General features: G+C 60.4%; 21 protein-coding genes. 5 read left to right on the plus strand and 16 right to left on the minus strand.

Annotated features, from left to right (window positions below):
* Positions 1–376: 376 nt before the first annotated feature.
* Entirely contained in the window at positions 377–1,255 is an 879-nt protein-coding gene (locus tag PST29_RS32005; protein ID WP_148659674.1) for a hypothetical protein, read from the plus strand.
* Positions 1,256–1,506: 251 nt separating this feature from the next.
* Here the strand turns inward: PST29_RS32005 and PST29_RS24160 are convergent, their stop codons facing one another.
* The 5 genes from PST29_RS24160 to PST29_RS24180 form a co-directional block, all read right to left on the minus strand.
* The gene (locus PST29_RS24160; protein ID WP_060845175.1) at positions 1,507–2,718 is read right to left on the minus strand and encodes a tyrosine-type recombinase/integrase; all 1,212 of its coding nucleotides are present in this window, start codon (positions 2,716–2,718) and stop codon (positions 1,507–1,509) included.
* 307 nt (positions 2,719–3,025) lie between these two features.
* Entirely contained in the window at positions 3,026–4,603 is a 1,578-nt protein-coding gene (guaA, locus tag PST29_RS24165; RefSeq protein ID WP_060844518.1) for a glutamine-hydrolyzing GMP synthase, read from the minus strand.
* Positions 4,604–4,707: 104 nt separating this feature from the next.
* A complete protein-coding gene (gene guaB / locus PST29_RS24170) occupies positions 4,708–6,177 on the minus strand; it encodes an IMP dehydrogenase (RefSeq protein ID WP_060840866.1) in 1,470 nt (489 codons plus the stop codon).
* A gap of 116 nt (positions 6,178–6,293) precedes the next feature.
* The gene (locus PST29_RS24175; RefSeq protein WP_060844519.1) at positions 6,294–6,842 is read right to left on the minus strand and encodes a hypothetical protein; all 549 of its coding nucleotides are present in this window, start codon (positions 6,840–6,842) and stop codon (positions 6,294–6,296) included.
* 130 nt (positions 6,843–6,972) lie between these two features.
* Complete coding sequence (locus PST29_RS24180; RefSeq protein ID WP_060844520.1) at positions 6,973–7,743, minus strand: sulfite exporter TauE/SafE family protein; 771 nt, start codon at positions 7,741–7,743, stop codon at positions 6,973–6,975.
* Positions 7,744–7,845: 102 nt separating this feature from the next.
* Between PST29_RS24180 and PST29_RS24185 the strand changes: the two genes are divergently transcribed.
* The 4 genes from PST29_RS24185 (at position 7,846) to leuA (ending at position 13,029) form a co-directional block, all read left to right on the plus strand.
* Positions 7,846–8,793, plus strand: a complete 948-nt coding sequence (locus PST29_RS24185) for a LysR family transcriptional regulator (RefSeq protein ID WP_060844521.1) — start codon at positions 7,846–7,848, stop codon at positions 8,791–8,793.
* Complete coding sequence (gene xseA / locus PST29_RS24190; RefSeq protein WP_060844522.1) at positions 8,790–10,169, plus strand: exodeoxyribonuclease VII large subunit; 1,380 nt, start codon at positions 8,790–8,792, stop codon at positions 10,167–10,169. The genes PST29_RS24185 and xseA overlap by 4 nt, the downstream gene beginning before the upstream one ends.
* Before the next feature lie 3 nt (positions 10,170–10,172).
* A complete protein-coding gene (locus tag PST29_RS24195) occupies positions 10,173–10,994 on the plus strand; it encodes a peptidoglycan DD-metalloendopeptidase family protein (RefSeq protein WP_060844523.1) in 822 nt (273 codons plus the stop codon).
* A gap of 355 nt (positions 10,995–11,349) precedes the next feature.
* The gene (gene leuA, locus PST29_RS24200; protein WP_016968325.1) at positions 11,350–13,029 is read left to right on the plus strand and encodes a 2-isopropylmalate synthase; all 1,680 of its coding nucleotides are present in this window, start codon (positions 11,350–11,352) and stop codon (positions 13,027–13,029) included.
* An 88-nt stretch (positions 13,030–13,117) separates the two neighbouring features.
* On the opposite strand, the gene PST29_RS24205 is transcribed toward leuA, so the two are convergent.
* From PST29_RS24205 to rlmN, 11 genes are all read right to left on the minus strand, one after another.
* A complete protein-coding gene (locus PST29_RS24205) occupies positions 13,118–13,519 on the minus strand; it encodes a hypothetical protein (RefSeq protein WP_060844524.1) in 402 nt (133 codons plus the stop codon).
* A gap of 90 nt (positions 13,520–13,609) precedes the next feature.
* Positions 13,610–14,401: an amidohydrolase gene (locus PST29_RS24210; protein WP_060844525.1), complete on the minus strand. Its 792-nt coding sequence runs from the start codon at positions 14,399–14,401 to the stop codon at positions 13,610–13,612.
* Positions 14,389–15,537: a pyridoxal phosphate-dependent aminotransferase gene (locus PST29_RS24215; protein ID WP_060844526.1), complete on the minus strand. Its 1,149-nt coding sequence runs from the start codon at positions 15,535–15,537 to the stop codon at positions 14,389–14,391. Before PST29_RS24215 ends, PST29_RS24210 begins: the two co-directional genes overlap by 13 nt.
* 187 nt (positions 15,538–15,724) lie before the next feature.
* Positions 15,725–17,197 (minus strand): ribosome biogenesis GTPase Der, encoded by a 1,473-nt coding sequence (der, locus tag PST29_RS24220; protein WP_016968329.1) that lies wholly within the window; start codon positions 17,195–17,197, stop codon positions 15,725–15,727.
* 141 nt (positions 17,198–17,338) lie between these two features.
* The gene (gene bamB, locus PST29_RS24225; protein WP_060840875.1) at positions 17,339–18,490 is read right to left on the minus strand and encodes an outer membrane protein assembly factor BamB; all 1,152 of its coding nucleotides are present in this window, start codon (positions 18,488–18,490) and stop codon (positions 17,339–17,341) included.
* Complete coding sequence (locus tag PST29_RS24230; protein ID WP_016968331.1) at positions 18,483–19,124, minus strand: tetratricopeptide repeat protein; 642 nt, start codon at positions 19,122–19,124, stop codon at positions 18,483–18,485. Before PST29_RS24230 ends, bamB begins: the two co-directional genes overlap by 8 nt.
* A 40-nt stretch (positions 19,125–19,164) precedes the next feature.
* Positions 19,165–20,454: a histidine--tRNA ligase gene (gene hisS, locus PST29_RS24235; protein WP_060840876.1), complete on the minus strand. Its 1,290-nt coding sequence runs from the start codon at positions 20,452–20,454 to the stop codon at positions 19,165–19,167.
* Positions 20,455–20,477: 23 nt separating this feature from the next.
* Positions 20,478–21,587: a flavodoxin-dependent (E)-4-hydroxy-3-methylbut-2-enyl-diphosphate synthase gene (gene ispG, locus PST29_RS24240; RefSeq protein WP_060844527.1), complete on the minus strand. Its 1,110-nt coding sequence runs from the start codon at positions 21,585–21,587 to the stop codon at positions 20,478–20,480.
* Between the two features lie 3 nt (positions 21,588–21,590).
* Positions 21,591–22,607: a RodZ domain-containing protein gene (locus PST29_RS24245; protein WP_060844528.1), complete on the minus strand. Its 1,017-nt coding sequence runs from the start codon at positions 22,605–22,607 to the stop codon at positions 21,591–21,593.
* Positions 22,607–23,365, minus strand: a complete 759-nt coding sequence (pilW, locus tag PST29_RS24250; RefSeq protein ID WP_060840878.1) for a type IV pilus biogenesis/stability protein PilW — start codon at positions 23,363–23,365, stop codon at positions 22,607–22,609. Before pilW ends, PST29_RS24245 begins: the two co-directional genes overlap by 1 nt.
* A gap of 12 nt (positions 23,366–23,377) precedes the next feature.
* Entirely contained in the window at positions 23,378–24,526 is a 1,149-nt protein-coding gene (gene rlmN / locus PST29_RS24255) for a 23S rRNA (adenine(2503)-C(2))-methyltransferase RlmN (protein ID WP_060840879.1), read from the minus strand.
* Between the last annotated feature and the right edge of the window lie 24 nt (positions 24,527–24,550).

The raw sequence follows: 24,550 nt of genomic DNA on the forward strand, positions 1-24,550 counted from the left end.
GGAATCGATCGCGATGGTTTTGTTCAAGTTAAGTACCACGGATCTTGCACACGCACAAATATAGACCTGGGAAACCCGGACATGTACGACCATGTGCTTGTTGTGCTGGGCAAGACCAGCTTGCTTCGTTCGAGCAGGTATACAGATGACTTCTTGGTATATCGAATGTCTTCGAACTCTGTTCGACAGTATAAGAACGAAGCTAAAGGAACTTACTCTTGCGGAAAAAAGCCGTTCGAGCGCAATCCAGACCAAGTATTCAATCTCGCTGCGACTGTCACCCAACCCTACTTGAGTGCGACGGAGAATGGCGGTTAGGGCAGCCACATACAGTACGACCTACCTTTCCACTATTCCTTGAACATAAAGGACTAAAATGAGCGCGCAAATTTTCGGACCCGATAAGAATAGCAACAAAAGAATCTATAACCTCTTAATACTGAAGGGTGAATGCCTTATTAAAGGTCACTTTTCCGAGCTACGTAAAGGAGCAGCAAACGGGGATAGCTACAGCAACTTTTACACTGCAATGTCAGATCAAGTAGATTCAATATTAACATACTTTATCAATGAAGAAATCTCTGCATCCCTCCCCAATAGAGGCCCGCTCACTAGCATTCTGGATCAAGCGATTGAGGACAACTACGAGAAAAGGCATTTTAAAAGATTAGAGTTTGCCAAAGCAGACTTGCCGGATCTCTTCTCCAATAAAACAGACTTCATCATAGGCTCTGCCTTTTTAGACTTCAAGGTTGGAACATACTCGGTTTTCGAAAAATATATTGGACTGCTATATGACAAAATCGCCCCCAAAGATCGACTCGAGAGAAAAGAGAAAGAGCTTGTTAAATATATATGCCTTTACTCTTCCTGCACGGACGAATCAAAAAGATCATCCATTTTAAAGAAAATAAAAAATATAAATTTTTATCTATCTGGTGCGGAAAAAATCGAGTACGTCCTGTCCAAGTGTCGCGACTGTGATTTAGACATCGTAGAAACAAGAAATTTTTTAAATTTCTATCGCAAGCAACGAAACACGGTGCACAACTTAGGGGTAAATGAAGGAGAGGCAGATTCCACGACAATCAAAGGAATCGAAATTAGTCTAGGCGCGCAGTCTGCCTCATTCACAAGTGATAGGAATGCGCTTATTTATGCTGCAAAAAAACTTTTGCGAATATATGAAAAAGTAGAACGCTGCATCGAGGGGAGGCTCGAAGGCGAAATAAACGCTACCAAACCGACTGGTTGAATGGATAGAGGACATAGGGAGGGCCTGGACCGGTTAAACGATTTGCCTAAATCGCCCTTGGTCTCCCAGAGGGATTATAAGGGCGACCTCTGGCCGGTTGCTGCCAGTCGTACATAGCTGCTTACGCCTCTTAGCCATGCGTGCGCTTGGTGCGAATCCAAATAGCTGGCCAGCATTGATGAAAACCGCTCGCCAAGTGCTGGGCAATTTCCCATCATGCGATTAGCTAAAATGAGGGGTGATCATGCAAGTTACCCATTTGTCTTCCGAGGTTTCTTGTGCGTCCACTCGTCGATCATATCCGCCCAGTCTTGGAGCATCGCTCGGCGCTGATCACGGTACTCGGCCTTGTTGTAAACGGCGCGCACACCTTTCTGCTCGTGCGCAAGGCACTTCTCGATCCAATCGGAGTTGTATCCCGCCTCATGCAACAGCGTGCTGGCCGTGCGGCGTAGATCGTGGGGACCGAATTTACCTAGAGGCACGCCCTCCTTTTCAGCAAGACGATAGGTCAGCGTCAGTACCTGGTTGATCGTGGCCGCACTCATTGGCAAATCAGAGTCGTAGCGTGACGGCAAAACGTAGTCCGAACCTCCTGCCAAGGTTTTCAACGCGATGAAGAAATCTAATGCCTGCTGGGACAGAAACACCAAATGAGGGTTACGACGCTTCATCCGCTCTTTGGGGATCGTCCACAGCGCCTCGCTGAAATTGATCTCACTCCACGTCGCGTTGGTCAATTCGCTCTTGCGCACCATTGTCAGCAGTAGGAGTTTGGCCGCTGCGCGAACCGAAGTCGCAGTGCCGATTCTGTCCATGTACTGGTACATCAGCGCAATTTCATCGGGCGTCAACGCACGGTCGCGCGGCTCAAATTTCGCGATGCTGGCAGGCCTTACCAGATCGGCAGGGTTTTCAACCTTCTGGCCACGCTCAATGGCCCAACGGAAGACTTGCAGCACGATCTCCCGTGAGTGGACGGCGGTTGCAGGGGCACCCCGCTCCACTATGGCATCCGTCAGCGCACGCAGATCCTCATGGGTGATTTCGACCAGCTTCTGATTGCCAAATTTCGGCTTCAACTCACGCTCGTAGACTGATCGACGCATGTCTCGCGTCGAGTCCGCCATCTGGTAACCGCGCAGCCACTTTTCAGCCCAAGCGTCAAAAGTCTCAGCACCCTTCGTGCGCGCCTTCGCACGCGCTTTTTCCTTAGCTGGAGACTTGCCAGCGGCGACCATCTTCTTCGCCTCCCCTAGCCGCTCGCGAGCCTCTGCCAGAGTGATCCCCCCTAAGCCGTAACGACCGAAGGTGATGGTCTCCTGCCGGCCGTTGATGGAGTAGTTGTAGCGAAAGGAGATTGAGCCGGCTGGGGTGACGGCCACGTACAAGCCGTCACGGTCAATCACCTTGTAGAGCTTGTCCTGGGACTTGAGATTTCGAAGCTTGGTATCGGTGAGCATGGCTTCCACTATTTCCATGAAAAAATACCATGCTCTGAAAAGCGCGGAAAAATGAGGTCTATCCCCAGTAAAACCGGGCCTTTAGGCCAACTCGATACCATGCCGACACTGAGGCAAAGGACATGGTATTGAGCGTCATGCATGGCATTAGATGCAGTCAATACCCCGTACCATGCCACACAAACACCGTGCTTGGCGATGCAGAACGCTACCCGAATTTGCCAGACCCAAAAAGCCAAAAGCCCGCAATTACGCGGGCTCCATGGCATTTTTTGCTAGATCGTGCCGGGCAGTGCCGGACGCGGGATCATTCCCACTCGATGGTGGCCGGCGGCTTGCTCGACACGTCGTAGGTGACGCGGGAGATGCCTTCGATTTCGTTGATGATCCGGCCGCTGACGGTTTCCAGCAGCTCGTAAGGCAGGTGTGCCCAACGTGCGGTCATGAAGTCGATGGTTTCCACGGCGCGCAGGGCCACGACCCAGGCGTAACGACGGCCATCGCCCACCACGCCCACCGATTTCACCGGCTGGAACACGACGAATGCCTGGCTGACTTTGTGGTACCAGTCGGCCTTGCGCAGTTCTTCGATGAAGATGTGGTCGGCGCGACGCAGCAGGTCGGCGTATTCCTTCTTCACTTCACCGAGGATGCGCACGCCCAGGCCCGGGCCCGGGAACGGGTGACGGTAGACCATGTCGTACGGCAGGCCCAGCTCCAGGCCCAGACGGCGGACTTCGTCCTTGAACAGCTCACGCAGCGGTTCAACCAGCTTGAGGTTCATTTCTTCCGGCAGGCCGCCCACGTTGTGGTGCGACTTGATCACGTGGGCCTTGCCGCTTTTCGCGCCAGCCGACTCGATCACGTCCGGGTAGATGGTGCCCTGGGCCAGGTACTTGATGTTTTCCAGCTTGCAGGATTCGGCATCGAACACGTCGATGAAGGTGCGGCCGATGATCTTGCGCTTCTTCTCCGGGTCGGATTCACCGGCCAGGTTGCTGAGGAACTGCTCCTCGGCATTGGCGCGGATCACCTTGACGCCCATGTTCTCGGCGAACATGGCCATCACTTGCTCGCCTTCGTGCAGGCGCAGCAGGCCGTTGTCGACGAAAACGCAGGTCAGCTGGTCGCCGATGGCCTTGTGCAGCAGGGCCGCCACCACCGAGGAGTCGACACCGCCGGACAGGCCCAGCAGGACGTTGTCGGTGCCAACCTGGGCACGGATCTGGGCAATGGCGTCTTCGGCGATCTTCGACGGGGTCCACAGCGCTTCACAGCCGCAGATGTCGAGGATGAAGCGCGACAGGATGCGGCCGCCCTGCTTGGTGTGGGTCACTTCCGGGTGGAACTGCACGCCGTAGTAGCGCAGGTCATCGTTGAACATGCCGGCAATCGGGCAGCTCGGGGTGCTGGCCAGGATGTGGAAATCCTTGGGCATCTTGGTGACCTTGTCACCGTGGCTCATCCACACGTCGAGACCGAACAGGCCGTCGGCGTCGACGTGGTCTTCGATGCCGTCCAGCAGGCGGCTCTTGCCCACCACGTCAACCCGGGCGTAACCGAATTCGCGCAGTTCGGAACCTTCGACCTTGCCACCCATTTGCTCGGCCATGGTCTGCATGCCGTAGCAGATGCCGAAGACTGGGACGCCCAGATCGAACACCGCTTGCGGGCAGCGAGGGCTGTTGGCTTCGTGCACGGACTCGGGGCCGCCGGCGAGGATGACGCCTTTGGGAGCGAATTCGCGGATCGCTTCGTCGTCCATGTCGAACGGATGCAGTTCGCAGTAGACCCCGATTTCACGCACGCGGCGGGCGATCAGTTGGGTGTACTGGGAACCGAAGTCGAGGATCAGAATGCGGTGGGCGTGAATGTCGAGGGCCATGGTCAGTCTCGTCTAATTTCAGAAACGACACGGGGCTGAAAAACACAGCCCCGGTTACTAAATTCGTCGATCGCCTCCGGGCCTGGACCTGGAGGCGATCACTATCAACCTACGCGATAGTTTGGCGCTTCCTTGGTGATCTGCACGTCGTGGACGTGGGATTCAGCCATGCCGGCGCCGGTGATGCGGACAAACTCCGGCTTGGTGCGCATTTCTTCGATGTTGGCGCTACCGGTGTAGCCCATGGAAGAACGCAGGCCACCCATCAGCTGATGGATGATCGCGGTCAGGGTGCCCTTGTACGGCACACGACCTTCGATACCTTCCGGCACCAGCTTCTCGGCACCCGCGGAGGAGTCCTGGAAGTAGCGGTCGGAAGAGCCCTGGGCCTGGGACATGGCGCCCAGGGAACCCATGCCACGGTAAGCCTTGTAGGAACGACCCTGGAACAGTTCGATCTCGCCCGGCGCCTCTTCGGTACCGGCGAACATCGAACCCATCATCACGCAGGAGGCACCGGCCACGATGGCCTTGGACAGGTCACCGGAGAAACGGATACCGCCGTCGGCGATCAGGGGAACGCCCGTGCCGACCAGGGCCGCTGCAACATTGGCGATCGCGCTGATTTGCGGCACGCCGACACCGGCAACGATACGGGTGGTGCAGATCGAGCCAGGGCCGATACCGACCTTGACCGCGTCGGCGCCGGCTTCGGCCAGGGCCTTGGCTGCAGCGCCAGTGGCGATGTTGCCGCCGATCACCTGGACCTCAGGGAAGTTCTCCTTGACCCAGCGAACGCGGTCGATCACGCCTTTGGAGTGACCGTGGGCGGTATCCACCACCACCACGTCGACACCGGCGTTGACCAGCGCGGCAACGCGATCGCCGGTGTCCTTACCCGTGCCGACCGCAGCGCCGACGCGCAGGCGACCTTGGTCGTCCTTGCTGGCCAGCGGGTAGGCCTTGGCTTTTTCGATGTCGTTGACGGTCATCATGCCCTTGAGGGCGAAGGCGTCGTCGACGATCAGTACGCGCTCGATGCGGTGCTTGTGCAGCAGCTCGCGGACGGCGGTCTTGTCGGCGCCTTCCTTGACGGTGACCAGACGCTCTTTAGGCGTCATCACTTCGCGAACGCTGACGTCCAGACGGCTTTCGAAACGCACGTCGCGGGAAGTCACGATGCCCACCAGGTCGCCGTTGTGCAGCACGGGCACACCGGAGATGTTGTGCATGTTGGTCAGCTCGAGCAGATCACGCACGGTGGCGTCGGCTTCGATGGTGATGGGGTCTTTGACCACACCGGCTTCGAAACGCTTGACCTTGCGCACTTCGGCAGCTTGCTGCTCGATGGTCATGTTCTTGTGGATGATGCCGATGCCGCCTTCCTGAGCCATGGCGATTGCCAGACGGGCTTCAGTGACGGTGTCCATGGCGGCGGAAACCAGTGGAATATTCAGCTCGATGCCACGGGTCAAACGGGTCTTTAGACTGACTTCATTAGGCAGTACTTCGGAATAACCGGGCACTAAGAGGATGTCGTCGAAGGTGAGGGCTTCTTGGCTGATACGCAGCATCGCGGGGGCTCCCGGGCGGGAAAATGGAAGCGCGCCATTATACTCAGACACCTACCCGGGCTCAATGTAAAACTCTGTCTAATATCGCTGGAGTGATAGATGGAGATATCCGCGCGCTACAACTCGACCTTGACCCAACTTATCGGTTGATCCAGCCAGTCGGCGAACTCGTCGATAAAACTCTGTTTGAAACCCGCTTCGGCCCAGTTGTTGAAGATAAAGCCCAAGTTGGAAAAGCCGCATTCCTGAAGAAACAGGAAGCCGTTGATGTCATCTTCATGACCGCACTCGGGACAGGTGAAGTTATCGGTCCGCCCCGGCATCCAGTCTTCCAGGCTCTCGAACAGCGCCTCGCCGATTTCCTGGCGGCATTCGGCGCAGCCGGCTTCTTCGAGGAAGCCCTTGGCCGGGGTATAGATGCAGCGCTTGGTGATGATCTCCAGGCCATTGATCGGCTCGCCGAAAGGCAGCGCCTCTGGCCGCAGCACCACGTCCCGTGCCCCCGACGCAATCGCATGGCCCATGCGATTGCCGGTACGCCCGCAGGTGCTCAGGGTTTCCTCGACGATGTTCTTGCGCACCAGCCAGCGCACGATGGCCCGGGCCCGGGGCTCGTGCACCGGCAGGGTGGAGATTTTCGGGACGAGGATGCTTTGCGAGTTCATGGATAACCTGAAACGTGCGGGACAGTACGAACGCGTTCGCCGGCAAACCGGCTCCTGGCATCAATTGTAGGAGCCGGCGTGCCGGCGAACGAATTTAAAGGCCCGCAGCTTAATCCCTGCCCCCGGCAGGTCAAGTGCTCAGGTAGCGCCCGATCAAGGCAAAACCACTGGCCAGCACCAGCCAGGTCACCAGGCGGACAAAGGCCTCCCGAGACAACTTCATGGTCAAGCGCCGCCCGACCCACAAGCCCAACGCCATCGCTGGCAACAGGCAGCCGGCCAACAGCAGCAGCGGCCACTCGGCATACACCCCGGCCAGGGCGAACAGGCTCAGACGCACCACGGTGCTACAACTGATCAACGCACTTTGAGTGGCCCGGGCCGGGTCCTTGGGCAAACGGCTGTTCAGGTAAATGGCATATAGAAAGCCGCCACTGCCGAACAGCGCGCCAAACATTCCGCCCACTATTCCCATCGGCACCGCCCAGCCGGCCGCCAGCTGAGCCGGGCGCACCTTCACCCACAAGCTGTAGATGGCGTAGGCACTGATAAACAGCCCCATCAATAGAAGCAGCAGATCGGACTTGAGGTTGAGCAGGAAAATCACCCCCAAGGTGCAGCCCAGCGCCATGCAAGGCAACAGCCGCAACAGCTCGGGCCTGGCCACGTCCTTGCGCGATGGCAACAGGTTGCCGAAGGCCGCGACAAAGTCGAGCAGCACCAGCAGCGGCACGATCTTCGACAACGGCATGAACAGGATCAGCACCGGTCCCGCCACCAGCGCCGTGCCGAAACCGGCAATGCCAAACACGATGTACGCCAGCGCGATGCCCAGGCCGATCGCCAACCAGGCTCCCGGACCAAACGACCACTGACTCAACCCCTCGATGATCACGCTCATCACTGCGACTTCCCCAACTGGATCAGCAATGACTTTAGCCAGCGGCGAGCCTTGCGACTAATATCGTCAAAGCCTTCAACCCATCGCAAAAAGGCATGTCTTGTGATTTCAACCCGTCAACTGCGCTATTTCGTCGAAATTGCCGAGAGCGGTAGCTTCAGCGCTGCGGCAGAACGCCTGTTCGTTGCCCAGTCGGCCCTCAGCCGGCAGATCAAGGAACTGGAAGGCCAACTGCAAACCCCACTGTTCCAACGCACCGCCCGCCAGCCTCGGCTGACTGCCGCCGGTGAAGCCTTCCTGCCCAAGGCCCGCAACCTGCTGAGCGAACTGCACAAGGCCGCGGAGCTGGCCACCCAGGTCGGCCAGGGGCAACTGGGCACGCTGCGCCTGAGTCATTCAAGCACCGTGCCCATGAGCGGTCGCCTGCTGAGGGGCATCAGCGAGTATCTGCAGGCGTGCCCCGGAGCCTCGATGGACATCGTCAAGCTGTCGTCCGAGGCGCAGTTGCAGGAGCTCGCCGAAGGCCGGCTGGATGCTGGCCTGCTGCGCATGCCGGTACTGCGCCAGCGGGAGGGCGTGCAAATCGTGCCCCTGTTCAGCGAACCGCTGCTCCTGGCCTTGCCGCCACAGCATCCTCTGGCCCTTGATCCACCGGCCCGGGGGGTGGAGCTGGCGCAACTGCGCAACGAAGCCTTTATCTCCATCCCCCATCCCCAGCGCGGGGGCTTGAGCTATCTGTCGGCACAGTTGTGCATGCGCCAGGGATTCTTTCCCAAGGCCGCGCGAGTGATGTCACGCAAGACCACTCAACTGCAGTTGATCCAGGCCGGTTTCGGCATCGCCCTGCTGCCCGAATCGATGCAGGACATCGCCCCGACCAGCGTGCGTTTCCTGCCTCTGGCCGATAGCGATTGCCAGAGCACCGTCGCCCTCGCCTATCGACAAGACCCCACACCGCTGGTGGCGCAGTTTGTCGAACAGCTGCGCAATCATTGGCAATCGAATTGCGTTGTTCCGTGGACTGACAGCCCCTTAAACTGCGCCCCATGATTAAAGATCCCTTTGCACGACTCGGCCTGGACCGCGAGGTCCTCACTGTCACCCAGCTCAACGGCCACGCCCGGGTGCTGCTCGAGGACGTGTTCAGCAACATCTGGGTCGAAGGCGAGATCTCCAACCTCGCTCGCCCGGCTTCCGGCCATGTCTACTTCACCCTCAAGGACAGCGGCGCCCAGGTGCGTTGCGCGCTGTTCCGGCAGAATGCCGCGCGGGTCCGCCAGGCCCTGAAGGATGGCCTGGCGGTCAAGGTCCGGGGCAAGGTCTCGCTGTTCGAGGGCCGCGGCGACTATCAGCTGATCCTCGACACCGTGGAGCCAGCCGGTGACGGCGCCCTGCGCCTGGCCTTCGATGCACTCAAGGAAAAGCTCAGCGCCGAAGGCCTGTTCAGCGCCGAGCGCAAGGTGCCGCTGCCCACTCATCCGCAACGCATCGGCATCATCAGTTCCCCTACCGGCGCGGTGATCCGCGACATCATCAGCGTGTTCCGCCGCCGGGCGCCGCAGGTTGAACTGACCCTGATTCCCACGGCCGTGCAGGGCCGCGAGGCCACGGCGCAGATCGTCCGCGCCTTGCAACTGGCCGATGCCCGGGGTTTTGACGCGCTGATCCTGGCCCGTGGTGGCGGCTCGCTGGAAGACCTCTGGTGCTTCAACGAAGAAGCTGTGGCGCGGGCAGTGGATGCCTGCGTGACGCCGATCGTCAGCGCCGTCGGCCATGAAACCGACGTGTCCATCAGCGATTTCGTGGCCGACGTTCGTGCCCCCACGCCTTCCGCCGCCGCCGAACTGCTGGCCCCTGATTCCAGCGACCTGCAACGCCGCATCGACAGCCTGCATCGGCGCCTGGTGATGCGCATCCGCGACCGGCTGATGCGCGACCGCCTGCGCCTGGACGGCCTGGCCCGACGCCTGCGCCATCCCGGCGAACGCCTGCGCCAGCAAGCACAGCGCCTGGATGACCTGGACATGCGCCTGCGCCGGGCCTTCGAACGCAGCCTCAATACCCGGCGCGAACGCTTGATCCGCCTGGAAACCCGCCTCGGCGCCCAGCATCCGGGTCGGCAACTGGCACTGCTGCGCCAGCGCCTGGACAGCCTGGCCGAACGGCTGCCCCGCGCCATGCGCGAAGGTCTCAAGGCCCGGCGCCTGCAATTGCACAGCCAGATGCAGACCCTGCATGTGGTCAGCCCCCTGGCCACCCTGGGCCGCGGCTACAGCATCCTGCTGGACGATCGTGGCCAGGCCATCCGCAACGCCGCCCAGACCCGCAACGGCCAGCGCCTCACTGCCCGCCTGGGTGAAGGCGAGTTGCAAGTGCGGGTCGAAGACAACCACCTGACGCCTGTCACCCTCTCTCTACTGGATTGATCCATGCCACGCTTTCTCTGCTCCCTGCTGTTGCTGTGCCTGGCCTTGAATGCTCACGCCGACAGCTACATCACCCGCCTGTTGAACAAGCCTGTGCCCGGTGGCGTCGCGGTGGTCGACCTGGGCAACGCCGCCCAGGCGCCCAAGGCCAGCTATCAAGGCAAACCCGTGCTGGTGGTCAAGGAGCAGAACAACTGGCTGGCGATCGTCGGCATCCCACTGACGGTCAAGCCCGGTCCTCAACAGATCAGCGCCGGCAACCGGAGCCTGAGTTTCGTGGTGGGCAGCAAGAAATACCCCGAGCAGCACATCACCTTGAAGAACCAGCGCCAGGTCAATCCGAACCCGGCGGACCTCAAGCGCATCGATGGAGAACTGGCAGAGCAGATCCGCGCCTACCGCAGCTTCAGCCCCAACACCCCGAGCAACCTGCTGCTGGACAAACCGGTTAACGGACCGCTGTCGAGCAAGTTCGGCGTGCGCCGGTTCTTCAATGGCGAGGAGCGCAATCCTCACGCCGGGCTGGACTTTGCCGTACCGGCAGGCACGCCGATCAAGACTCCGGCAGCCGGCAAGGTGATCCTGATCGGCAACTACTTCTTCAACGGCAACACGGTGTTCGTCGACCACGGCCAGGGCTTTATCAGCATGTTCTGCCACATGTCGAAGATCGATGTGAAAGTCGGCCAGTCGCTGGCTCGCGCAGCAGTGGTGGGCAAGGTGGGTTCGACTGGACGCGCCACCGGCCCGCATATGCACTGGAACGTCAGCCTGAACGATGCCCGGGTCGATCCGGCGATTTTTATCGGGGCGTTTCAACCCTGATCCCCGGGCCTGACCGCCGACAAGTCGGTCCCACGAGGATTGCGCAGGCCAGGACGACTGCGCAATCGTTGATATTCTTTACAAGAATAGCCAGCATAAAATCTCGATATAGCTTCAATTTCGAGTATTCCTCTCAATTTTTTTCGACTGCTTGCCATCTCTCATCTCAGTGGTTAGGGTTGAGCGCATGAAAACCTCTCACACCCTCATTCAGCGTCGTCAACACCGGAGCCTCTGCCTCGTCAGCGCACGACTGCCAGGCTGAATCGCGGTGCCTCATCCCCCTGCGTCAACACTGCACTCTTGACTCACCGGCAGGCCGCCTCTTTTCGGCCCGGACCATAAGGATTTCTCCATGACCATGCTCAAAGACCCATCCTCCAAGTACCGCGCGTTTCCGACCATCAACTTGCCGGACCGCACCTGGCCGTCGAAGACCATCACCCGCGCGCCGATCTGGTGCAGCTCAGACTTGCGTGATGGCAACCAGTCGCTGATCGAGCCGATGGATGCGGTCAAGAAGCTGCGTTTCTGGAAAACCCTGGTAGCTGTTGGCGTGAAGGAAATCGAGGCGTCGTTCCCCGCCGCTTCGCAAACCGACTTTGATTTCGTGCGCACCCTGATCGAAGGCGGCCATATCCCGGACGACACCACCATCCAGGTATTGACCCAGGCCCGCGAAGACCTGATTGCCCGCACCTTCGAGTCCTTGCGCGGGGCGAAGAAAGCCATCGTCCACCTGTACAACGCCACCAGCCCGTCGTTCCGCCGCATCGTCTTCAACCAGGACAAGGCCGGCGTGAAGGAAATCGCGGTGAACGCCGCCAAGCTGTTCGTCAAATACGCCGCTCAGCAGCCGGAAACCCAGTGGCAGTTCGAGTACTCGCCAGAGACCTTCAGCGCCACCGAACTGGAGTTCGCCAAGGAAGTCTGTGACGCCGTGGTGGAAGTCTGGAACGCGACGCCGACCAACAAGGTGATCCTCAACCTGCCGGCCACCGTTGAAGTGGCAACACCGAACATCTACGCCGACCAGATCGAGTGGTTCTGCCGCCACATCAACCGTCGCGACAGCGTGCTCATCAGCCTGCACACCCACAACGACCGTGGCACTGGCGTAGCCGCCACCGAGCTGGGCCTGATGGCCGGCGCCGACCGTGTGGAAGGCTGCCTGTTCGGCAACGGCGAGCGTACTGGCAACGTCGACCTGGTCACCGTGGCCTTGAACCTCTATACCCAGGGCGTCGATCCGGAGCTGGACTTTTCCGACATCGACGGCGTGCGCAAAGTGGTGGAAGAGTGCAACCAGATTGCCGTGCACCCACGTCACCCATATGTCGGTGACCTGGTCCACACCGCCTTCTCCGGCTCCCACCAGGACGCGATTCGCAAGGGCTTCGCCCAGCAGAAAGCCGACGGCTTGTGGGAAGTGCCGTACTTGCCGATCGACCCGGCCGACATCGGTCGCAGCTACGAGGCGGTGATCCGCGTTAACAGTCAGTCGGGCAAGGGCGGTATCGCCTACCTGCTGGAGCAGGAATACGGCATCAGCTTGCCGCGCCGCATGCAGATCGAATTCAGCCAGGTGGTCCAGCGGGAAACCGATCGCCTGGGCCTGGAAATGACCGCCCAGCAGATCCACGCGCTGTTGCACAGCGAGTACTTGCAGGCCAACACCCCGTACGCGCTGGTCAGCCATCGCCTGCAGGAAGAGAACGGCCACAGCGCCGTGGAAGTGGAAGTGTCGAGCAAGGGCCAGGGCGAAACCAACCTGCACTGGCGCGGCAAGGGCAACGGTGCCCTGGAAGCGCTGGTGGCCGGCTTGCCGGTGCCAGTGGAGATCATGGACTACAACGAACACGCCATCGGCGCTGGCACCAATGCCAAGGCGGCGGCCTACATCGAACTGCGGGTCAACGGTGAGCGTGCGGTCCACGGCGTGGGCATCGACGAAAACATCACCACGGCCAGCTTCAAGGCGCTGTTCAGTGCCCTGAACCGCTCCCTGAGCGAGCAGGAAGCCAAGGCGGCTTAAACAGCGCTGATCAAAAAGGCCCCGGGGAGCGCTGCTCCTCGGGGCCTTTTTGCATCCGTTGCCACGCTAATTGGGCGCGGCACAGGGTTCAGGCATGGACATCGACACTGAACATGGCTTGCAGCAAAGCGGCCTGCAACACCTGCAAAGTGCTATTGGTCACGGCAATCTGCGCCTGAATCTCCATGACCTGCTGGGCCTTCTGTTCATCACTGGCCTGCCCCTTCTCGGTACTGGCCAATTGCGCCTGTTGTTGCTGCAGAATCTTCTGGGTCTGCTCGATCTGCTTCTGCAACTGCTGCACCGGATCGCCGCCACCTTGCACCGCATCGATGCCGGCACCGGCAGAGTTGACCCGCAGCTCCTTGTCCTCGCCATCCTTGCCCTGGGCCGCCGGCGCCAGCGGGCTGGTGTCTTCGGCTGCCCCGGTCACGACTGTCGGCGCGGACAATGGATAAGGATTGACGGCATTGGCGTTGATGGTGGTCATGCCTGATTCCTCCTGGATGTCCGTCCTATCGGCGCTCGTCCCTGAAGCTTGATATCGGCAACCTGTAAAAAAGTGTGCGGCGATCTGCCCCTAAGTGAAGATGAAAGTATCGGCATCGAGGTTGGCTGGAAAGCGTGCGCGGTAGGCCGCCAGCTCGCCGGCATTCAGGCGCACCTGAAACACCCCATCCGCTTCCCCGGCGCTAAGCAGGGTTTCGCCCTGATAATCCAGCACCTGGCTGTCACCGGTGTAGGCAAAGCCCTTGCCGTCAGTGCCGATCCGGTTGACCGCCGCCACATAGCAAAGATTTTCAATGGCCCGGGCCGGTAGCAGGCGGTTCCAGTGCAAGCGCCGGGCGCCCGGCCAATTGGCGGTGTACAGCAGCAGATCGGTGTCCTGGGCATCGCGACTCCACACCGGAAAGCGCAGGTCGTAGCAAATCAGCGGACGAATGCGCCAGCCCTTGAGCTCGAACTGCACCTGGCGCTCGCCCGGAGTGAAGTGATTGTGCTCGCCGGCCATGCGGAACAGATGGCGCTTGTCGTAATGCCAGACTTCACCGTCGGGGCGTGCCCACAACAGGCGGTTTCGGTGGCTGCCATCCGCCGCCTGGATGATCACGCTCCCCGTGATCACCGCATCGAGCTTCTTCGCCTGGCAGCGCAGCCACTTGCTGGTGGGACCGTTCTCAGCCTCCGCCAGGGTGCTGGACTCCATGGAAAATCCGGTGGTGAACATCTCCGGCAGGATGATCAGATCGGCACCGCGGGCCTGCTCCAGCAACTGCTCAAAGTGTTCGAAGTTGGCCTGGCGGTCATGCCAGGCCAGGGTGGTCTGAATCAACGCCAGATTCAGATCGGGTAATGCACTCAGATCACGCATAGTTTCTCCGCTGCCTGACGCAGCGTCTCCTCGCGTTTGGCGAAACACAGTCGTACCAGACGCTGCCCCTGGGGCGGCTGCCGATAGAACACCGACACCGGAATGGCGGCCACGCCATGTTCGCGGGTCATCCATTTCGCCATGTCGACGTCATTCAAGTCCGGACGAATCTGCGCATAGTCCACCAGTTGAAAGTAAGTACCGGCCACCCGGGTGAAGCTGAAACGCGAAGCGCTCAGCAAGTCGCAGAACAGATCACGCTTGGCCTGATAGAAGGCCGGCAGTTCCTCGACATGTTCCGGGCACTGGGCCATGAAATCCGCCAGAGCGTACTGCAAAGGGGTCACGCCGCAGAAGCTGACATATTGATGCACCTTGCGCAGCTCGGCGCTCAGGGCCGGTGGCGCAACCACATATCCCGTCTTCCAGCCAGTCACGTGGTAAGTCTTGCCGAAGGAACTGACGACGAAGGCCCGTTTATACAGCTCCTCGTGAGCCAATACGCTGACATGGGGCACACCGTCGAATACCAGATGTTCATACACCTCGTCGCTGACCAGGTAGATGTCGCGATCACGGATCAACGCCGCCAGCTGTTCCAGCTCGGCCCGGCTGATCAAGGCGCCACTGGGGTTGTGGGGAGTGTTGAGGATGATCATCCGCGTACGCGGACTCAAGGCTTGGCCAAGCTGCTGCCAGTCGATGGCAAAGTCCTCGAGCCCGAGCTGCACATGCACACAGCGGCCACCGGCCAGCTCCACTGCCGGCTCATAACTGTCGTAACAGGGATCGAAAACGATGACCTCGTCGCCACGCTGAATCACCGCCTGGATGGCACAGAAAATGGCCTGGGTCGCGCCAGGAGTGATGGTCACTTCGCTGTCGGCATTGACCTCGACGCCATAGCTGCGAGCGATTTTCGCCGCCACCTGTTGGCGCAGAGCCGGCAAACCGGTCATGGGGGCGTATTGGTTATGGCCATTGGCGATATGCCGGCCAACCGCGTCGCGCAAGGCCTGGGGACCATCGAAATCAGGAAAGCCCTGGGACAGGTTGAGCGCTCCGGTTTCCACCGCGAGCTGGGACATTTGCGTGAAGATGGTGGTGCCGACATGCGGCAGCTTACTGGTGATCATGAGGGTTCCCTGCTGAACACCCGGCTCTACGGCGGCGCGGGAGGTCCCGAGAATAGCCCAAAGCGCGGCGATTAAAAAAGGGGCCCCAAGGCCCCTTCTTCAGTCGCTGCTTCAAGCTGCAAGCCACGAGCGGCAAGACTTCCCTACCCTCACTTGCAGCTCGTCCCTTGCAGCTTGCCGCTGCTGTTTAGCGCTTGTCGCGGCGCTTCTTGTCGGCCTTCTTGTGGTGCGACATCAAACGACGCTTCTTGTTGACCTGGCGGTCGGTGAGCGTGTTCTTGTTGCCTTCGTATGGGTTCTCGCCACCTTTGAACTCGATACGGATCGGCGTGCCCACCAGCTTCAGCACCCGACGGTAGGTGTTTTCCAGGTAACGCACGTAGGACTTGGGTACCTTCTCCACCTGGTTGCCGTGAATCACGATCAGCGGCGGGTTGGCACCGCCCAAGTGGGCGTAGCGCAACTTGATCCGACGGTTGTTGACCATGGGCGGCGCATGCTCGCCAACGGCGTCTTCGAGAATCTGGGTCAGGCGGCTGGTCGGCCAGCGGGTCACCGCCGACTTGAACGAGTTCTGCACCGACTGGTAGAGGTTGCCCACGCCCGTGCCGTGCAGTGCCGAGATGAAGTGGATATCGGCGAAGTCGACGAAGAACAACCGCCGCTGCAGCTCGGTCTTCACGTAGTCGCGCTCGCTCGGCTGCATGCCGTCCCACTTGTTCAGGGCAATCACCAGGGCCCGACCGGCTTCCAGGGCAAAGCCCAGCAGGTTCAGGTCGTGATCCACCACGCCTTCGCGGGCGTCCATGACGAAGATCACCACGTTGGCGTCCTTGATCGCCTGCAGGGTTTTGACCACCGAGAACTTTTCGACTTCCTCGTGGATCTTGCCGCGCTTGCGCACACCGGCGGTGTCGATCAGCGTGTACTTCTCGTCGTTGCGCTCGAACGGGATGTAGATGCTGTCGCGGGTGGTGCCGGGCTGGTCATAGACGATGACCCGATCTTCACCGAGCATGCGGTTGACCAGGGTCGACTTGCCGACGTTGGGACGCCCGATGATGGCGATCTTGATCCCGTCCTTCTCGCTCGGGCCCGGAATGCGCTTGGCTTCCTCGCCTTCGGCGACGATCTCTTCTTCACCTTCCTCCGGCTCGTCGGCGTCATCCTTGGGGAATTCGCGTAGGGCGATTTCCAGCATCTGGGTGATGCCGCGGCCATGGGCACCGGCGATCGGGATCGCATCGCCCATGCCCAATGGCGCGAACTCGGCGCGGGCCATGTCCGGGTCGATGTTGTCGACCTTGTTGGCGATCACGTAGGAGGTCTTGTTACGTTTGCGCAGGTGCTCGCCGATCATCTGGTCGGCCGCGGTAAACCCGGCCTTGGCGTCCACCAGGAACAACACCACATCAGCTTCTTCAATGGCCAGCAGCGACTGCTCGGCCATCTTTTCGTCCATGCCATGCTCGTCACCGGAAATACCACCGGTGTCGATCAGAATATAGGTACGCCCTTGCCACTTGGCCTCACCGTATTGGCGATCACGGGTCAGACCGGACAGGTCGCCGACAATGGCGTCGCGAGTCCGAGTCAGGCGGTTGAACAAGGTGGACTTGCCGACGTTAGGTCGGCCCACCAGGGCGATTACGGGAACCATGCGGCTCTCCACTGCGTTAATTGCGAAAATACAAAAGCCGCTGCGAGGCAGCGGCTGGTGCTCGGGGCAGCACCTTGAAGTGCTGCGAACCTTGTCGAGACAAGGCCGCTTGGGGAATCAACCCCAAGCATAGTCAAACCATTACTTGATGGTCAGGGCTTCCAGTTTGCCGCTGTTGCCATACACATAAATCATGTCGCCCACCACCAGCGGACGGGCGCGCAGGCCATCGCTGTCAATGCGCGTACGGCCGACGAAACGACCGTCCACCTGGCTCAGCAGGTGCAGGTAACCTTCCAGGTCACCTACAGCCACGTAGCTGGAGAAGACTTCCGGTGCCGACAGTTGACGTCGAGCCAGGGAGTCGTTGCTCCACAGGGCGGTGGTCGAACGCTCGTCCACGCCTTCCACGGTGCCCGAGGACAGGCTGACATAGACGCTGCCAAAACCTTGTGCCACGCCGGCATAGCTGGACGCATCACGCTGCCACAGCGGACGACCGCTCTCCAGGTCCAGGGCAACCACACGCCCCTGGTAACTGGCGACATACAGCGTGCCGCCGGACAGCAGCAGGCCGCCGTCGATGTCCACTACGCGATCCAGTTCGGAACGACCTTGTGGAATGGCGATGCGCTGCTCCCACACCGGCACGCCGTTGCGGATATCCAGGGCCACCACCTTGCCAGTGGAAAGACCGGCCAGGGCCAGACGGTTGGTCGCCAAGGGAGCACTGGTGCCCCGCAGGGTCAGTACCGCCGGGGTGCTGTCGTACAGCCAGATCTGATGACCGGTGCTGGCATCAAGGCCAATCACCCGATCATCCTGAGTCTGCACCACCACCACGTCACCGTTGGTGGCAGGCGGAGCCAGAACTTCACTGGTCACACGGGTACGCCACTTCTCTTCACCGCTGGAAGCATCCAGGGCAACCACTTCGCCTTTCAGGGTGCCGATCATGACCAGGCCATAACCCACGCCCACGGCGCCGGAAACAGGCAGTTCGAGATCTTTCTTCCATTTGACGTCGCCGTTCATGCGATCCATGGAAACCACCACACCGGTGACGTCGGCGGCATAGATGGTGTCACCATCGATGGCCGGTACCAGCATGTTGTAGGTTTCGCCCTGACCGTCACCGATCGAACGGCTCCACTGCTTCTGCAGGACCACTTCTTCTTTGAAGTCGACCAGCTCAGCCGGCGGCAGTTCTTTCTTGCTGTTGCTGCTGCAACCCGCGGCCAACAAGGCCAGAGCCAGCAATGCTGCATGTTTCCAACGGATCACGTCATGCATCCCCTTTGGCCAGGTCGTCCAGCTTGATTTGTAAGCCACCGACCGCCGCTTCATCCGAGAGCGCTGCCTTGGCTTTTTGATATGCCGCATGAGCTTCATCGACACGGCCCAACTGCACCAGCAGATCGCCCTTGAGCTCTTCACGGGTTGCCAGGAAGGCCTTGTCGGCATCGCCGTCGAGCAGTTTCAGGGCTTCGTCGGCCTTGTTCTGCGCCGCCAGCACCTGGGCCAGGCGCTGACGCGCCACTTCACCCAAGGTCGGGTTCGCAGGCTTGTCGGCGATGGCCTTCAGTTGCGCCGCTGCATCATCCAGCTTGCCGGTGTCGACCGCCACCTTGGCGACGAACAGACTGCCGTACTGCGCGTAGGCGGTGCCGCCGAACTCGCTGTTGAGCTTGCCGGCCAGGTCCGCAACGCGGGCGGCATCAGGCTTGCCATCCGGTGTCAGCGTGGTTTCCAGCAGTTGCTGATAGAGCACCGAAGCGCCTTGCGACTGATTGTTCTGATACTTGTGCCAGGCCTGCCAGCCAAACACGATGACCAGAGCCAGCAGACCGCCGGTCACCAGAGGTTTGCCGTTGCGCTGCCACCAGTCTTTCAATTCCGCCAGCTGTTCGTCTTCGGTACTCGACACCCCAATACTCCTTATTCGCTAATTCGGCTGTTTGACAGCTTCAACCCTGCACGACGCAGGTGGCCAGGTGCGCCGCGAGCGCATCCCAGGCAATGCTTTGTTGTTCGCCCTGGCCACGCAGGGGTTTGAAACCTACCACTTGCTGGGCCAGCTCGTCGTCACCGAGGATCAGCGCGTACAACGCACCGCTCTTGTCGGCCTTCTTGAATTGGCTCTTGAAGCTGCCGCCACCGGCGTTGACCTGCAGGCGCAGGTTGGGCAACTGGTCGCGTACCCGCTCGCTCAGGGCCAGCCCCGCCAATTCGGCAGCCTCGCCAAAGGCGCAGAGGTAGACATCCACCTGGCGGGAAATCGACTCCGGCACCTGCTCCAGGGTTTCCAGCATCAGCACCAGACGCTCGATACCCATGGCGAAACCCACGCCCGAGGTCGGCTTGCCGCCCATCTGCTCCACCAGGCCGTCATAACGGCCACCCGCGCAGACGGTGCCCTGGGCACCGAGCTTGTCGGTCACCCATTCGAAAACGGTCTTGCTGTAGTAATCCAGGCCGCGGACCAGCTTCGGGTTGATCACATAAGGAATCCCGGCGGCATCCAGGCGAGCCTTGAGGCCCTCGAAGTGAACCCGGGATTCTTCATCGAGGTAGTCGGCCAGCTTCGGCGCGTCCACCAGTACGGCCTGGGTGCCTGGATCCTTGGTGTCCAGAACCCGCAGCGGGTTGCTCTTCAGGCGACGCTGGCTGTCTTCGTCCAGCTTGTCGTGACGGGCCGAGAGGAATTCCACCAGGGCATCGCGATAGCGGGCACGTGCTTCGGAAGTGCCCAGGCTGTTGAGTTCGAGCTTCACCGCATCACGGATGCCCAGCTCGCCCCACAGGCGCCAGGTCAGCACGATCAGCTCGGCGTCGATATCCGGACCGTCGAGGTTGAACACCTCCAGACCGATCTGGTGGAACTGGCGATAACGGCCTTTCTGTGGACGCTCGTGACGGAACATCGGGCCGATGTACCACAGTTTCTGCACCTGGCCAGCACCGGTCAGGCCATGCTCCAGGGCCGCGCGAACGCAAGCCGCGGTGCCTTCCGGACGCAAGGTCAGGGAGTCGCCGTTGCGGTCTTCGAAGGTGTACATCTCTTTTTCGACGATGTCGGTCACTTCACCGATGGAGCGCTTGAACAGCTCGGTGAACTCGACGATCGGCATGCGGATCTGCTTGTAACCGTAGTTATCCAGCAGACGCGCCACGGTACCCTCGAAATAACGCCACAGGGGCGTCTGCTCGGGCAGGATGTCATTCATGCCACGAATGGCTTGCAGAGACTTGCTCACAAAAAATCCTTAAATACGTTCGGTTAGCCGCGAGCGATCAGCGCTGCGTCGGCTTCGACCTTTTCGGCCGCCTTCTGCCGGATCAGCTTTTCGAGCTCGTCCACCAGATTGTCATTGGTCAGTTTCTGTGCCGGCTTGCCGTCGATGTAGATCAGGTTTGGCGTACCGCCGGTCAGACCGATGTGCGCCTCTTTGGCTTCACCCGGGCCGTTGACCACGCAACCGATCACCGCGACATCCAACGGCACCAGCAGGTCTTCAAGGCGCCCTTCCAGCTCGTTCATGGTTTTCACCACATCGAAATTCTGCCGCGAGCAGCTCGGGCAGGCGATGAAGTTGATGCCACGGGAACGCAGGTGCAGGGACTTGAGAATGTCGTAGCCGACCTTCACTTCCTCGACCGGGTCGGCCGCCAACGAGATGCGAATGGTATCGCCAATCCCTTCGGCCAGCAGCATACCGAGGCCGACAGCGGATTTCACCGTGCCTGAACGCAATCCACCGGCTTCAGTGATGCCCAGGTGCAAGGGTTGAATGATTTCCTTGGCCAGCAAACGGTAGGCTTCGACCGCCATGAACACGTCGGAAGCCTTAACGCTGACCTTGAAGTCCTGGAAATTCAGGCGTTCGAGGTGCTCGACATGACGCAGTGCCGACTCGACCAGCGCAGCCGGAGTCGGCTCGCCGTACTTCTTCTGCAGGTCCTTTTCCAAGGAGCCGGCGTTGACCCCGATACGGATCGGGATCCCGCGATCGCGAGCGGCGTCCACCACGGCGCGAACCCGGTCTTCGCGACCGATGTTGCCGGGGTTGATCCGCAGGCAATCGACACCCAGCTCGGCCACGCGCAAAGCGATCTTGTAGTCGAAGTGAATGTCGGCCACCAGGGGCACCTTGACCTGCTGCTTGATCCGGCCGAACGCCTCGGCGGCGTCCATGTCCGGCACCGAAACCCGCACGATGTCGACACCGGCAGCTTCCAGGCGGTTGATCTGGGCGACGGTTGCCGCTACGTCGTTGGTGTCGCTGTTGGTCATGCTCTGCACCGCGATCGGCGCATCGCCGCCGACCGGTACCGAGCCGACCCAGATCTTGCGGGACCCGCGACGTTTGATTGGAGATTCGCCGTGCATGACTTATTGACCTAACTTCAGGCGAGCAGTCTCGCCACTGGTGAACGGGGCGATATCCACCGCCTGACCGTTGTAAGTGATTTGTGCGCCACGGGCATAACCCAGACGCACGGCAAAAGGTGGCTTGCCGCTGACATCAACGTTCTCGCCCTTGCGCTTGAGGGCGCTGAGCAGAATCTTGCCGTTGCCATCGATGACCTGGGCCCAGCAATCGGCGCTGAACTGGATCTGCACCTGACCCGAACCGGCAACCGGCGAGCTCGGCGCTGCGGCATTGCCAGCATTTGCCGGCACAGCGGGCGCGGCGGCCGGAGCCGGAGCTACCGGTGCGCTGGCAACAGGCGCGGTGGTTGGGGCGGCATGCACAGGAGCGGTCGGTGCCGCAGGCGTCACAACGGGAGCCGGGGCCGCAGGAACTGGCGGATTGGCCGGCGCCTCGGCACTCGCCTGGTTCTGGTCTTGTGCGGCGTTGTCCAGGGCTTCGCTCTGACCTTCGGCAACCGCCTGGTCTTCGGGCTCGTCGATCGGATGGATCTGCGTGGTGCCGTCGGCCCCTTCGACCTCAACGTGCTCAGGGCTCAGGGACACTGGCTCCTTGCCACGCTGGGAGGATTGATCCTGCCACCAGATGAAGCCGCCACCGACCACCGCCACTAGCAGCAGCAAGCTGACAATGCGCAGGATGGTGTGGGAAACCCGTACCGGTTCCTCGATCCGTCCCAGGGCGTGAACGTTGCTGCCTTGAGAGTCGGTACCGGTGTATTGATCGAACTCCTGAACCAGGATCGCCTGATCCATGCCCAGCAACTTGGCATAGGCGCGGATATAGCCGCGAGCAAAGGTATGCCCTGGCAGCTTGTCGAAAGCGCCGGCTTCCAGGTTGCTCAGAGAGCTCACGGTGAGGTTGAGCTTGTGGGCCACTTCTGCCAGCGACCAACCATTGCTTTCGCGGGCCTGACGCAGGGTCTCACCGGGGTTTACGCGAGTCACTGCTTGAACTTCGGGATGCGCCGCTTTCATCATTGCTCCGACAGGTATTGCTGATATTCCGGCGTACCGGGATAAAGTCGTTTTAGTTGCAGACCGTAACTGGCGGCCTTGTCGCGATCTTCGAACACCGTTGCCAGCCGAACGCCGAGCAATAGACTACGTGCATTTTGCGCGTCGAGCAGGCTAAAACGATCGTAATAGTCGCGGGCGGGCACATAATGCCTGTCTTCGTAAGACAACTCAGCCATTTCCAGCAACGCGCGGGGCTGTTGGTGATTCAAGCGCAGGGCTTTTTCCAGTTGCAACCGGGCCAGCTCACGCTGGCCCAGCTTCGAAGCGGTCATCCCGAGGCTTTCAAACACCCGGGAACGTTCGGGGTACAGAGTATCAGCCGCGGCTTGCTCAAAACGCTGATAGGCCTCTTTGTAACGTTTTTCTTCGAACAGGAAACTGCCGTAGTTATTGAGGATTCGCGCATCGTCCGGACGGGCCGCCAGGGCCTGACGAAAATGCTCGTCGGCCAGCGCCGGCTCCATCTCGGCCTGGAACACCAACGCCAGGGCGGCATTGGCATCGGCATCGGCAGGAGCCAGTTCCAGAGCCTTGCGCAACGGAACCTTGGCGCGCTCGCTCATGCCTTGCTGCAGATAACCCAGCCCCAGTTGCACATAGGCGGCACGCGCCTCATCGCGGCCCTTGCTGGTGTTCAGCGGATTGGAATCACCCGACAGAACACAGCCAGCACAGAGACTGGCAACGAGCAGGAGCAGCGCGAAGCGCAGGGTCATGGAGTTCCTCTCTCAGGTACGGGTCGCAGCGCTTTGCGGCATATCGGCGTCGGCGCTCAACTCACGCACGGCGATATAGCGTTCGCTGCGACGGGTGCGGTCCAGCACCTGCCCGACCAACTGCCCGCAGGCGGCGTCAATGTCCTCACCGCGAGTCGTGCGCACGGTGACATTGAAGCCGGCGTGATGCAGCTGGTCCTGGAAACGGCGAATGGCATTGTTGCTCGGACGTTCGTAGCCGGAGTGAGGGAACGGGTTGAACGGAATCAGGTTGATCTTGCAAGGAACGTCCTTGAGCAACTCGATCATTTCAACGGCGTGTTCCAGCTTGTCGTTGACATCCTTGAGCAGGGTGTACTCGATGGTCAGCACGCGCTTCTCGCCCAGGGCGGACATGTAGCGCTGGCAGGACTCGAGAAGCATCTTCAGCGGGTACTTCTTGTTGATCGGTACCAGCTGGTTGCGCAGCGCATCGTTGGGTGCGTGCAGCGACAACGCCAGGGAGACGTCGATGTGCTTGGCCAGCTCATCGATCATCGGCACCACGCCGGAGGTGGACAGGGTCACCCGGCGCTTGGAAATGCCGTAGCCCAGGTCGTCCATCATCAAGTGCATGGCCGCGATGACGTTGTCGAAGTTCAGCAGCGGCTCACCCATGCCCATCATCACCACGTTGGTGATGGCACGGTCGACGGTCGCCGGGACGCTGCCAAAGGATTTGTTGGCAATCCACACCTGGCCGATGACTTCGGCGGCGGTGAGGTTGCTATTGAAGCCTTGCTTGCCGGTGGAGCAGAAACTGCAGTCCAGGGCACAGCCTGCCTGGGACGAAACGCACAGCGTGCCGCGCTTGCCCTGGGGAATGTACACGGTCTCGACGCAGCTGCCGGACGCCACGCGCACCACCCATTTACGGGTGCCATCGCTGGAGATGTCCTCGCTGACCACTTCCGGACCGCGAATCTCGGCAACGGCCTTGAGCTTTTCGCGCAAGGCCTTGCCGACATTCGTCATGGCGTCGAAATCATCGACGCCAAAGTGGTGAATCCATTTCATTACCTGACCGGCACGGAAACGCTTCTCCCCGATTGAGTCGAAGAATTTCTCCATTTCCGGTTGAGTCAGCCCCAACAGGTTAGTTTTGCCGATCGATGTAGTCATGGTCTCACCCCTCACACGCAAGCC

It is taken from the genome of Pseudomonas sp. St29 (assembly GCF_001547915.1).
Classification (GTDB): domain Bacteria; phylum Pseudomonadota; class Gammaproteobacteria; order Pseudomonadales; family Pseudomonadaceae; genus Aquipseudomonas.